This is a genomic window from Paenibacillus sp. BC26 (assembly GCF_900116125.1).
Lineage (GTDB): Bacteria > Bacillota > Bacilli > Paenibacillales > Paenibacillaceae > Paenibacillus_Z > Paenibacillus_Z lignilyticus.
This window is the reverse complement of the sequence record NZ_FPAD01000008.1, coordinates 1-12,681: the sequence shown is the minus strand read 5'-3', so window position 1 is coordinate 12,681 and position 12,681 is coordinate 1. Positions and strand designations below refer to the sequence as shown.

Genomic DNA, 12,681 nt, shown 5'->3' with positions numbered 1-12,681 from the left:
CCCTTTTTTATTGATAAAACACCCCTTCCAAGGAAAATATAAGAAAACCCTTGGCTGAAGAGAGGTGTTGCAGCAATGACGACCCCTAAGACCGATGATTGGAATACTTATCACCTTGCACTCCAAGAGAGAACCTACCGCATTGAATGGTTGTCCTCGATGGTAGACCAGCAAGTCATGCAGGAACGCTTCTTGCCGATGCTCCAACTGCATAAGCCCCATTCCAGCGAAGAGATGAAACGGATCTTGCCGATTGCCAATATTGAAATCAAGACCTATACAGATAAGCACCATTATCTGCTGCAAGGTTATATCAGTGTAACGATTGAGACGGCAGGTGTTGCCCACCCCGATGTCTTATACCTCCCAAGCAAGAAGAACAATTATCGGGGCATCGAGGCTCCCTTGGAAGAGTTTGCGGAATCCGGGCCGATGGAAGCCTTCACGGAATCACTGGAGTCGAATGTAAACATGATTCGCAGGCGTCTAATGTCCGAGCAGCTCCATATTCGCAATCTTGTTCTCGGCTCCGGCAAGCTTCCGGTCGCCATTCTCAATATGGCTGACAATGTGATGGAAGCCGATCGTTTAACCTACCAAGTCGAACAAGCATCGATCGATCACGCGATAGCGTTGCTCGATATATCTAGTTTTGCCATGCTGCTTCCAAACGGCACGCGTACCTTCTTCTCGCCGTATGATTTTGCAGAGCTGCCTTTGCGTGCGGTACATGCGCTGGAGTCCGGGAAAGTCATTATGCTTATGGAGGGCTCGCGTAAAGCATTGATTGCACCGACCTCGTTCGAGGATTCGTTTACGACCGCTTCCGATTTGTTCTCACCTCGCTATTACGTAATGCTCATTCGAATTCTCCGAGTGGCATGCTTTATTATGGCCTTAATGCTGACGCCGCTCTATGTAGCGGTATCCACCTATAACTTTCAGATGTTTCCGAGTAAGATCATTGAAACCTTGTTAGTTTCGCGTTACCGTGTGCCGTTTTCCCCGTTCGTAGAAGCGTTATTTATGGAAATCCTTGTCCTCATTCAACTGGAGGCCGTTACGCGTCTTCCTAACAAGCTTTCGCAAAGCGCAGGGATTGTTGCGGGCATTGTACTTGGAACCGCAGCGGTGGAAGCGGGCATTGTGAGCAACGTTATGCTTGTCCTGGTGTCCATTTCATCCTTGCTGACACTGGCCTCGGCAACGGTTCAGCTGCGCGGCATGCTGTTTTTTCTTAAAGTACCGTCCTTGATGCTGGCGGTTATGCTGGGACTTCCGGGCATTTGCATGTTCTGGTTTCTGCTGCTGTCCCGATTGTTCGCCGTTCGTTCGCTGGACAAGCCTTTGGCGCTTTTCGGTATTCATCCGCTATCCCGTTATATAAAGGGGAAGGGGTGAACGGAGAATGGGACAGGACCGCATTACGGCGTGGCAGTTCTTCTATATAGCTTGCGGGATTCAGGGAGCCGCAAATTATTATATCGTAACCTGCAAAATCTCCGGTTTTGTAGGCACTTCGAGCTTCATGTATATGCTTGCGATCGCTATCGTCATCGGCATTTTATGCACGCCTTTAGGACAGGCGATGACGGGGAGTAATAACAAAGATTTCGTTGCGAGCCATCTCGCTGCGTTTGGCAAACCGGCGGGCATAGTGCTGCTGATGCTGTTTTTTGCGGCATTGCTTCTGGTTGGAGGCATCATGCTGAATCAGATGGTTTTCCTTCTGGACGACTATCAGACGCCTAACTTCCAGTCTTACTGGGTGATCGTGCTCTTCATGATCTGTGCGATTGTGGCGGCTAAAGGCGGCATCCGCGTCTTTGCGGGGCTCTTCTTCGTTGCTCTTTGTGTGCGCGTGCTGGAATATGTGCTGATCATACTGGGGTCGCTTCCTTATTTTGAAACGCGTTCTATTATGCCTCTTTGGAGCGGACAACCGCAGAGGCTGGGAGGGGCAGCCGGAAGCGGAACAGCTTTGTTTAGCGGGATCGAGCTGCTGGTGTTTCTCAAGTTCTATACGAACGGCCTCAAGGCTTCCGCGATCCGTTACGCTTTATGGGCGTCAATTGGCGTGCATAGTGCGTTCACGCTCATGGCATTGTGGTTGTTGCTTGGTGTGTTTGGCATTGAAATTGTGTCTGCGAACTTCGTAACGACCGTTGATCTGTATAAAGTCATGTCCTTTCCGTTCTTCGAGAGCATCGATCAAGCGGGAGTGAGCTTCCAGCTGTTTCGTCTGCTCCCCATTCTGTCGCTGCTGCTCTGGATCGTTTCATCGTTGCTGCGGAAGACAGTGCTGTGCAAATGGCCGGAAATGGTTCATCTGTGCTTATGCACGCTGCTTTTTCTTGCAACGGCGATGGCCCTCTGGTTTTTGAGGTGTACGCAACTCATTCAGAATTGGCAGCCGCTCTTAACGCTGGTTATGGTGGGGGCTTATATCCCTTTATATGGGCTGCTCAGCCGAAAAGACAATGCATCCGGCAAAGCAATGTCAGTTAAAGAGGGGGGCTAGTGACCATGCCGCGCAAAGGACTGATCGGTATGACGCTGGTGATGATTCTGCTGCTTCCCGGGTGCCATGGCGATTTGCTCGAAAAATTAAGCATTGTTTACGCTATTGGTTATGAAGCGAATGACGAAGCAAAGGATCAAATCTCTGCCACTTATTTGATACCGCTCTATAAGAAAGAAGAGGTGGAGAGCCGGATTGTCCGTACGCAAGGAAATTCTACCATTGAGACACGAAATCTGGCCGCCCTCAAGACCGGAGGCAAGTTTGTCGATGAGAAGACGCAGGTGCTGCTTATTGATCAAGGACTCGCGAAACAAGGGGTTTTCGGCCGCTTAATAACTTACTACGCAAGTAGGCTGAATTTGCCGGGAAATATGTCGCTGACCGTGACGGAGACGTCGCCTTCAAGCCTTCTTGAAATGCCATTGAAGGAAGTCGACCCTGGCACAAGCATTAACAATCTCTTATCTAAGAACGAGAACCAAGGCGTCATTCCGCCAACCAATTTGTTGACCTTCGTCCGGCAGCATGCTAGCAAAGGTCAAGATCCGTATCTCCCTCTTATACGCAAGGATGGAAGTTCACATGCCCAGTTGGTCGGGATTGCCTTGTTTAAAGACGATCGGTTCGTCCTTTCCTTAAAGGGATACCGTAATATGCTGCTGTTCTCCTTGCTGCAGCATTCGGTGATCAATGGCTACTATGACACGGATCAACAAGAGAAGTCGCTTCGCATGCAAATCGAGCATTCTCGTGCCAAGTATGTTTGGGCGGCATCCAGTAAATCAATGAAGATACGAATCAAGATTCACGCAACGCTTCTTCCGATCAACACAAGCCCGCTGGATAAGGCTTTACCGAGTGAAACCGAGCAAATGAAAAAGAAGGCTGAACAGGCGATCGAGCAGCAGATCAGCAAGCTAATCGGACAACTGCAGCAAAGTAATATCGATCCGATCGGATTGGGGGCTATCGCACGATCCCAGGATCGGCATTGGAAAGCAGATGCATGGGATAAGATGTATCCACTGCTGAAGGTTCAGACAACAGTGAAGGTGAATTTCGATTCGGAACGCAGATAGCGTCGGCACTAAGCCAAATGGATCACGAACCTCCTTTTCTTTTTCCCACAATTTCGGTATACTAGCTTGCAAACAAAGAGAGCGCGCAATGGCTGCGAATGGCTCTTTCGATCGGATAGGAAGTGAGGGGCTGCGATAATGGAACGTACAGCCTTTAAGGATTGGTTGATCTGGCAGCGAGAGGGCTATACTTCGCTGCCGTTGCTTACGAAACGCCCGCTTGCCGGCGGTGAGGGGCGCCCGGCCTCTTGGGAAGGGGCTTGGAGAGCGGCTTCGCCGCATTCATTCGTGCTGGAGAGCGGCAAGGATGGCCGTTATACCTATCTCGGCCTTAACCCCGCATCCGTCATTCGGGGAAAAGGGAATGAAGCGGAAGCGGTCGAGTTTAGCGATGGTCGCGTAACGGCGTATCCGGAGAAACCGCTCGAAGCGGTGCGCAGCTGGATGGGCGGCCGCAAGGCGCCGCGGATTCCGGGAGCGCCAAAGTGGACGGGAGGCTGTGCAGGCTTCTGGAGCTATGATGTCATTCGCTCCATCGAGCGCATTCCCGTACAGGCAGCTGATGACCTGGGACTGCCTGATTACTTGTTTATGCGGATGGACGAGCTGTGGATCGTGGATCATCAAGAGGAGCAGGTTTACTGCGCGGTACATACTGCCCTTACCGGGCAGGAATCCATGCAACAACTTGAAGACTTGTATGGAACAGCCTCCGATCGTGCAGACCATATGGCGGAACAGTGGTCCGCTTTCACAGCGGGAGAAGCTGCTGCGGCGGCAGAAGCACTCCGGGCAGCACGCACTCGCTTTATGGAGGACGGTTCCCTTCAAATTGACTTGGATTCGGTTGAGGGGATCACGTCCCCTTTTGCCAAGGAAGCCTTCAAATCGGCCGTGGAGCGGATTCGAAGCTACATCGCGGCAGGGGATGTCTTTCAGGTTAATCTCTCCCAGCGTCAAAGCCGTACGATTCAATCGAGTCCGGAGGAGCTCTACGAATGGCTGAGATTATTCAACCCTTCGCCGTATATGGGCTTTCTGAATTGTCCGGATTTTCAGCTTGTATCGGCTTCGCCGGAGCTGCTGGTGGAACTCTCGGATGGCAAGCTGGCTACGCGTCCCATTGCGGGTACACGCCGCCGCGGGCATACAGAAGAAGAAGACCGCCTAATGGCCGAGGAGCTTCGGAGCAACGAGAAAGAACGGGCAGAGCATATCATGCTCGTCGATCTGGAGCGCAATGATCTCGGCCGTATATCGGCCTATGGCTCGGTTCATGTAGCGGAGCTCATGGTGATCGAATATTACAGTCACGTCATGCATTTGGTCTCCCAAGTTGAAGGCCGCATTGCCGCAGGCAAGGATGCTTACGATGTCATTGGAGCAACCTTCCCCGGCGGTACGATCACTGGTGCGCCTAAGATCCGCACGATGGAAATCATCGAGGAGCTGGAGCCAACGCGGAGGGGACCGTACACCGGATCGCTCGGATGGATTGACTACAACGGAGATATGGAATTTAATATTATTATAAGAACGATGTCGGTGAAGGATGAGGTCGTCCACATTCAAGCCGGAGCGGGGATCGTCATCGATTCCGATCCGGAGCGTGAATACCGCGAATCACTGAGCAAGGCCAAAGCACTGTGGAAGGCGATCGAGTACAGCGAGCAATGGGCAGAAGCAAGCCGCGCGCGGCTGTAATCCAAAGGGGGAAACGCAAATGATATTGGTCATCGATAACTACGACTCATTTACGTACAATTTGGTTCAGTACTTGGGAGAGCTGGGCGAGGAAATCGCCGTGAAACGCAATGATGAGATCGGGCTGGAGGACATTGCGGCCCTTGCACCGGATCATATTCTGATTTCGCCGGGACCATGCAGTCCGAACGAAGCTGGAATCAGCCTTGCGCTTATTGAGCGTTTCAAGGGAATCATTCCGATCTTCGGCGTATGTCTTGGCCATCAAGCGATCGGACAAGCATTCGGAGGAGACGTTGTTCGTGCGGAGAAGCTGATGCATGGCAAAACCTCGCAGATCCATCATGACGGCCGCACGATATTCGAAGGTATTCCTTCCCCGTATACGGCGACGCGTTATCATTCCTTGATCGTAAAGAAAGAGACGCTTCCGGATTGCCTGGAAATCAGCGCGGAGACGGAAGAGGGCGAGATCATGGGACTGCGCCACAAAGAGTATCTCATCGAAGGCGTTCAATTCCATCCGGAGTCGATCATCACCGAGAACGGACTGAAGCTGCTTCGTAATTTCCTGAACATGCGGGCAGGCGCGGTACGATGAAGATTGGATGGAATGGCAGCATCAAGCTACAGGAAGAGGCCGTGATCTCGGTATACGATCACGGTTTTTTATATGGAATGGGTCTCTTCGAGACCTTTCGCACCTATGGCGGCGGTAAGCCGTATTTGCCGGAACGGCACTTGGCACGATTGTCGGCCGGATGTGAATCAATCGGCATTAAGTACAAGCCGGATCAAAGCGAATTGACGAACTGGCTTCGCAAGCTGATGGCCGCTAACGAGCTGGAAGAAGCGTATGTTCGACTGACGGTTACCGCAGGCGAAGGTGTGCTCGGACTGCCGACCGGCGACTATGAAGAGCCCAATGTGCTGCTGCTCGTGAAAGCACTGCCTGCTCCTAACGAAGCGCTTTACCGGAATGGCCGCGAGCTCGCGCTGCTGCGGACTCGGAGGAATACCCCGGAAGGCGAAGTGCGTTTGAAATCGCTGCATTATATGAATAATATAATTGCAAAGCGGGAATTGGCGGCGACTGCCGGCATTGCTCCGGGAGCAGAGGGGCTTATGCTGACGCGGGAAGGCTGGCTTTCCGAAGGCATTGTCAGCAATCTGTTCTTCGCCCGCGCAGGTCAGGTATTCACGCCTGCGATCGAGACAGGAATATTGCCCGGCATTACGCGGCAGCGCGTGATCGAGCTGGCTCGGGAAGCGGGACTAGCCGTGGAAGAAGGATTTTATACGTGGACAGAGCTGTTGGAGGCGGAAGAAGTATGGGTAACGAACTCGATTCAAGAGCTTGTACCTGTGTCTGCCTTAAGAGATGAAGAAGGCCGCCGCACCGAGGTCGGGAGTGGACAAGCCGGCTCCATGGCTTTAAAGCTGCTGGCTGCCTATCGGGAGGATACGAAGTCATGAAAGCATGTATAACAGAAGACACCGTGAAACAGTGGCCTTTCCGGCGGAGCTATGATTTTGCAGGCGGAAGCGTGAAACTTACACTTGGTACACGAACGCTCATTATGGGTATTTTGAATATGACTCCGGATTCCTTCTCTGATGGGGGACGCTACAACGAAGTAGAGGCAGCTGTTCGTCATGCCGAGCAAATGGTTGCAGATGGCGCCGACATCATTGATATCGGCGGGGAATCGACTCGACCCGGATTCGAGCCTGTGCCGGTAGAGGAGGAGCTGAAGCGGGTCATCCCCGTCATTAAGGCGATTCGAGCAGCACTGCCGAACATTCCGCTTTCTATTGATACTTATAAAGCTGAGACAGCCGATCAGGCGTTGCGGGCGGGAGCCCATATCATCAACGATATATGGGGACTTAAAGGTGAGGCGCGAATGGCTGAAGTCGCTGCGGCGCACCGCTGTCCCGTCATTATCAGTCATAATCGGCACACGAGAGATTATTCCGATTTGATCACGGACGTCGTAGTTGATTTGCGCGAAAGCATTAAGATAGCGCGGAACGCCGGCGTGTCGGAAGAGTTGATCTGGCTCGACCCGGGGATAGGATTTGCTAAGACCTACGAGGATAATCTCGCGCTTATGAGTAAGCTTGATCAAGTAGTGGCCGAAGGTTACCCGGTGCTGCTTGGCACCTCTCGCAAGAAGTTTATCCGCGATGTGCTGCAATTAAATGCGAATGAAATCACGTTTGGAACAGCGGCGACGACCGCGCTTGGTATTATGCAGGGCTGTCAGATCGTCCGCGTGCACGATATTCGCGAGAATAAGCAGACCGCATTAATGAGCGACGCCATTGTCTATCCGCGCGCGAAGTCGATATAGGTAGAAAATTGTCGAAGAATGGGGAATGAATCATGGACAAAATGACCTTAAAAGGAATGCGGTTCTTCGGATATCACGGGGTTTTTCCGGAGGAAAACAGACTCGGCCAGCAATTCTATGTCGATTTGTCCCTTCAGATGGACTTATCTCAGGCTGCCATAACCGACGATCTTGAACATACGATTAACTATGCCGAAATTCATGCACGGGTGAAGTCCATTGTAGAAGGACCGCCGTTTAAACTGATCGAGGCGCTCGCGGGTCACGTTGCATCAGCCGTCCTCGACGCTTATACTAGTGTAAATGAAGTGACGGTGTCCGTAACAAAGCCGAACCCGCCATTTGAAATCTTTTTCGACGGCGTGACGGTGGAACTTTGCAGAAAGCGGGATGACTATGGAACCCAACAGCCCGCAAGGCCATAAAGATCTGAATTTCACCGTACAGCCCCATGAGGCTGAAGCTTATATTGCATTAGGCGCTAATGTTGGCGATCGACAGCAGCAGCTCCGGGACGCACTTCATTTGCTGGACAGCCATCCGGCCATAACCGTTGTTCGCGCTTCGGCAATTTACGAAACCGACCCGGTCGGTTATACCGATCAGCCGGCTTTTCTGAATATGGCTGCCGCTCTGCGAACCTCGCTTGAACCCTATGATCTCTTGCATGCGATGCTTGCGATGGAGCAGCGGCTGGGGAGAAAGCGTGATATTCGCTGGGGGCCACGGACCATCGATTTGGATTTGCTTTTATATGAAGGTGTTACGCTTGCGGAAGAGGAGCTTACACTGCCGCATCCTCGTATGATGGAGCGTGCGTTTGTGTTGGTGCCTCTTAGTGATGTACTGGCAGAGGAGCATTCCTTGCAGAAACAAGTGAAAGAAATCGCAAAGCAAGCGCTACAAGACAGAGGGGAAGGAATCGCGCTATGGAATACGATCAATTGGCCGGGCGCGTCCGCGCATTCCGAAAGCTAAAGGGCTATACACAGCAGGAACTGGCTGGCAAGCTTAGCGTTTCTGTTGCCGTGTTGGGATCGCTTGAGCGTGGGACGCGCAAGCCGGATCCTAAGCTGCTGGAGCGAATTTCGGAAACACTCGGTATCAGCTACAGCGAACTGACCGCCGATTTTAAATGAGCGTTACCGCTGGTTTGATGATTGTTTTTAACTCAGAAGGGGGTCTGGACGTCCATGCTTAAAATCGGAAACATCGAGATGAAGAACCAAGTCGTACTGGCGCCGATGGCAGGTGTGTGCAACCCGGCTTTTCGACTGATAGCCAAAGAATTCGGCACCGGTCTGGTTTGCGCCGAAATGGTCAGCGACAAAGCCATCCTGCACGGCAATAAGCGTACGCTGGAAATGCTGTATGTAGATGAACGGGAGAAGCCGCTTAGTCTGCAAATTTTTGGTGGTGACCGCGAATCGCTGGTGGAGGCAGCTAAAGTTGTCGACAAGCAAACGAACGCCGATATTATCGACATCAATATGGGCTGCCCTGTGCCTAAAGTCACAAAATGCGACGCAGGTGCCAGATGGCTGCTCGACCCCAACAAAATCTATGAAATGGTGTCGGCTGTTGTCGAAGCTGTCGATAAACCGGTAACGGTGAAAATGCGGATCGGTTGGGACAGCGAGCATGTATTTGCCGTTGAGAACGCACAAGCCGTCGAGCGCGCGGGCGGCAAAGCAGTCAGCGTTCATGGCCGTACAAGGGAGCAATTGTATACCGGCAAGGCCAATTGGGATATTATAAAGGATGTTAAGCAATCCGTATCCATTCCCATTATTGGTAATGGTGACGTGTTCTCCCCAGAGGATGCACGCAGGATGCTTGACCATACCGGCTGCGATGGCGTCATGATTGGCCGCGGTGCACTCGGTAATCCGTGGATGCTGTATCGGACGATCCAATATCTCCAGTCGGGCGAGCTTCTTCCGGATCCGACGCCGCGCGAGAAGCTGGACGTCGCCATTTTGCATATGGATCGTCTTGTTAAGCTGAAAGGCGAGTCAACAGCCGTTCGCGAGATGCGCAAGCATTTGGCATGGTATCTCAAAGGGATTCCGGGGGCGGCACGCGTTAAAGATGTCATCATGGAAGAAACGACACGCGACAATACGGTGCAGATCTTGGGCCAGTATGTCGAGTCATTAGGCGCACTGAGCGAAGAGCCAACGGCATCCATCACACCTTCCGGTTCGGCGGAAGAAGCCGTATATCACTAATCCAAGCGCAAAGGAGCTCGTAAGCGAGCGCCTTTGCGTTTCGTGGAGTTAAGCGATTACATTTGCTGATTGGCTTTCGTTGACATATAGGGGAACTTGAAATATAATCTTCCAATAACAAACCGTCCGCCTGGTTTATGACTGGTAATTCTCATTCCTGCGCGGTGTCATCAAGGGCATGATGCGTAATATATTAAGTAACAGTGATTCATACACGGTATGAAAAAATGCCACACGACAGGAGAATTGTAACATGAGTGATAAAGAGATTATCCTTACCCAAGACGGGCTTAAGAAGTTGGAAGATGAATTGGAAAACTTGAAGTCCGTCAAACGTCGTGAAGTTGCTGAACGGATCAAAGTGGCTATCGGCTATGGCGATATTAGTGAGAACTCGGAGTATGAGGACGCTAAGAATGAACAGGCGTTTATCGAAGGACGGGTTATCACACTTGAGAAAATGCTTCGCAATGCCCGTATTATCAATAACGATGAAATCAATATCGAAACCGTGAGCATTGGTTCTATTGTAACGGTTGAAGATTTGGAATTCGGTGATACGATGGAGTATGCGATCGTCGGTTCGGCTGAGTCGGATCCGCTTAAGAATAAAATTTCTAATGAAAGCCCGGTTGGCAAAGCTATTCTTGGTAAGAACAAAGGCACGATCGTAGAAGTAAGCGTACCAGCCGGCATCATTCAATATAAAATCGTTGATATCAAAAAATAAACCAGGCATGCCTTTTGAGAAAGCTTCCTTGAGGAAGCTTTTTTCATCATTGTGGAGCAGGAATCTGCTGCTTTGCTCTGGTCGGGCTCATAGGGCAGCGACTGAACCGTCCTGCCTTTCTGGTACAACAAGGAGATGAATCGTGGTGGAGCAAGGAACGCAAGAACAAGAATTAAGCGAGCTTCTGCAAATTCGCAGAGACAAGCTGGACGAGCTCCGCGGATTGGGCATTGACCCTTTCGGCGGCAAATTTGAACGGACTCATCATGCTAAGAACATCGTAGATACGTATGAAGAGGTGAGCAAGGAAGATCTCGAAGCTCAGGCTGTCGAGGTTACCGTTGCGGGCCGCATCATGCAGAAACGCGGAATGGGCAAAGCGAGCTTTGCACATATCCAAGATTTAAGCGGCAAAATCCAAATTTACGCGCGCAAAGATACCGTCGAGGAAGCTCAGTATCAAGCGTTCGATCTTCTGGATCTTGGCGATATTATTGGCGTTCGCGGTGTTGTCTTCAAAACAAACACAGGCGAAACCTCTATTAAAGCAAAAGAAATTACGGTGCTGTCCAAATCGCTTCTGCCTCTTCCGGAGAAATATCACGGCCTCAAAGACGTTGAGCTGCGTTACCGTCAGCGTTATGTCGATTTAATCGTGAATCCGGAAGTACAGCAAACGTTTATCTTGCGCTCCCGTATTATTCAATCCATGCGTCGTTACCTGGATGCGCAGGGTTACTTGGAAGTGGAAACGCCAACTCTGCATTCCATCGCCGGCGGTGCTGCGGCTCGTCCGTTTATCACTCATCACAATGCGCTGGACATGCAGCTTTACATGCGTATCGCAATTGAGCTTCATCTGAAGCGTCTAATTGTCGGCGGCATGGAGAAAGTGTACGAAATCGGCCGCGTTTATCGGAATGAAGGCATTTCGACACGCCATAACCCTGAATTTACAATGATCGAGCTCTACGAGGCTTATGCCGATTATAAAGATATTATGGCTCTAACAGAGGCGGTTATTGCACATATCGCGCAAGAAGTGCTGGGTACCACGAAGATTATGTATCAAGGTACTGAGGTGGATCTGACGCCGGCTTGGCGCCGCGTGTCGATGGTTGATTTGGTCAAAGAAGTGACAGGTGTCGACTTCGGACAGCAAATGACAGACGAAGAAGCGCATGCACATGCCAAAACGCACAATGTGAAGGTTGAGCCGCATATGACATTCGGTCATATCCTTAACGCGTTCTTCGAAGAGTTCTGTGAGCATACGTTGATTCAACCGACATTTGTAACCGGTCATCCGGTAGCGATTTCCCCGCTTGCGAAGAAGAACGATCTCGATCCGCGTTTCACGGATCGCTTCGAACTGTTTATCGTGGCTCGTGAGCATGCGAATGCCTTTACGGAGTTGAATGATCCAATCGATCAACGTCAGCGCTTTGAGTCGCAGCTGCTTGAGAAAGAGCAAGGCAACGACGAAGCGCATGAAATGGATGAGGACTTCATCCGCGCGCTGGAATACGGCATGCCGCCTACCGGTGGTCTTGGTATCGGGATTGACCGCCTCGTTATGCTGCTGACAGATGCACCTTCTATTAGAGACGTGCTGTTGTTCCCGCTTATGCGTGAACGTGCAGGCGAATAATTCATACCTACGGAACCGCCAAGGAGCTAGCAGCCTTGGCGGTTTTCTTTATGGCGATGTTAGAGGGAAATAAGCGTTCCAAAAAGAAATTGAAAAAAGTTTAAAAAAAGGGTTGCAATGTGATTATGGGCTATGATATATTAATCAAGTCGCCGCTGAGACACGGGCGAATGAGTAACAAAAACGAAGTATTTGTTCTTTGAAAACTGAACAATGAGCGACCAGTCAAATGGTCATAAATCGCAGAATTAACGTTCTGCAAGCTAGTATTTTGAATGAGCTAACAAGCGAATTCGTAAACGGTCTTCGGACCACTTTTATGGAGAGTTTGATCCTGGCTCAGGACGAACGCTGGCGGCGTGCCTAATACATGCAAGTCGAGCGGAGTTATTCCTTCGGGGATAG

Annotated in this window: 13 protein-coding genes and 1 rRNA gene; all 14 read left to right on the top strand. The window is 51.0% G+C overall.

Annotated elements, in window-relative coordinates:
* The first annotated feature begins 75 nt into the window (after window positions 1–75).
* The gene (locus BM412_RS30470) at window positions 76–1,401 is read left to right on the top strand and encodes a spore germination protein (RefSeq protein ID WP_091225482.1); all 1,326 of its coding nucleotides are present in this window, start codon (window positions 76–78) and stop codon (window positions 1,399–1,401) included.
* Between the two features lie 7 nt (window positions 1,402–1,408).
* A complete protein-coding gene (locus BM412_RS30465) occupies window positions 1,409–2,521 on the top strand; it encodes a GerAB/ArcD/ProY family transporter (protein ID WP_091225481.1) in 1,113 nt (370 codons plus the stop codon).
* A gap of 5 nt (window positions 2,522–2,526) precedes the next feature.
* A complete protein-coding gene (locus tag BM412_RS30460) occupies window positions 2,527–3,603 on the top strand; it encodes a Ger(x)C family spore germination protein (RefSeq protein ID WP_091225480.1) in 1,077 nt (358 codons plus the stop codon).
* Between the two features lie 138 nt (window positions 3,604–3,741).
* Window positions 3,742–5,307: an anthranilate synthase component I family protein gene (locus BM412_RS30455; RefSeq protein WP_091225479.1), complete on the top strand. Its 1,566-nt coding sequence runs from the start codon at window positions 3,742–3,744 to the stop codon at window positions 5,305–5,307.
* A 19-nt stretch (window positions 5,308–5,326) separates the two neighbouring features.
* A complete protein-coding gene (gene pabA, locus BM412_RS30450; protein ID WP_091225478.1) occupies window positions 5,327–5,908 on the top strand; it encodes an aminodeoxychorismate/anthranilate synthase component II in 582 nt (193 codons plus the stop codon).
* The gene (locus tag BM412_RS30445; RefSeq protein WP_091225477.1) at window positions 5,905–6,783 is read left to right on the top strand and encodes an aminotransferase class IV; all 879 of its coding nucleotides are present in this window, start codon (window positions 5,905–5,907) and stop codon (window positions 6,781–6,783) included. Before pabA ends, BM412_RS30445 begins: the two co-directional genes overlap by 4 nt.
* Window positions 6,780–7,664 carry a dihydropteroate synthase gene (folP, locus tag BM412_RS30440; RefSeq protein ID WP_091225476.1) on the top strand — a complete coding sequence of 295 codons (885 nt, stop codon included), beginning with the start codon at window positions 6,780–6,782 and terminating at the stop codon, window positions 7,662–7,664. The genes BM412_RS30445 and folP overlap by 4 nt, the downstream gene beginning before the upstream one ends.
* Before the next feature lie 32 nt (window positions 7,665–7,696).
* Window positions 7,697–8,089 (top strand): dihydroneopterin aldolase, encoded by a 393-nt coding sequence (folB, locus tag BM412_RS30435; protein ID WP_091225475.1) that lies wholly within the window; start codon window positions 7,697–7,699, stop codon window positions 8,087–8,089.
* A complete protein-coding gene (gene folK / locus BM412_RS30430) occupies window positions 8,061–8,642 on the top strand; it encodes a 2-amino-4-hydroxy-6-hydroxymethyldihydropteridine diphosphokinase (RefSeq protein ID WP_091225474.1) in 582 nt (193 codons plus the stop codon). Before folB ends, folK begins: the two co-directional genes overlap by 29 nt.
* Window positions 8,594–8,803: a helix-turn-helix domain-containing protein gene (locus BM412_RS30425; protein WP_091225473.1), complete on the top strand. Its 210-nt coding sequence runs from the start codon at window positions 8,594–8,596 to the stop codon at window positions 8,801–8,803. Before folK ends, BM412_RS30425 begins: the two co-directional genes overlap by 49 nt.
* 54 nt (window positions 8,804–8,857) lie before the next feature.
* The gene (gene dusB, locus BM412_RS30420; protein ID WP_091225472.1) at window positions 8,858–9,895 is read left to right on the top strand and encodes a tRNA dihydrouridine synthase DusB; all 1,038 of its coding nucleotides are present in this window, start codon (window positions 8,858–8,860) and stop codon (window positions 9,893–9,895) included.
* Between the two features lie 253 nt (window positions 9,896–10,148).
* Window positions 10,149–10,625 carry a transcription elongation factor GreA gene (gene greA, locus BM412_RS30415; RefSeq protein WP_091225471.1) on the top strand — a complete coding sequence of 159 codons (477 nt, stop codon included), beginning with the start codon at window positions 10,149–10,151 and terminating at the stop codon, window positions 10,623–10,625.
* A 142-nt stretch (window positions 10,626–10,767) separates the two neighbouring features.
* Complete coding sequence (gene lysS, locus BM412_RS30410) at window positions 10,768–12,276, top strand: lysine--tRNA ligase (RefSeq protein WP_177246165.1); 1,509 nt, start codon at window positions 10,768–10,770, stop codon at window positions 12,274–12,276.
* Between the two features lie 316 nt (window positions 12,277–12,592).
* Window positions 12,593–12,681: ribosomal RNA gene (locus tag BM412_RS30405) — 16S ribosomal RNA — on the top strand; the annotation flags it as partial.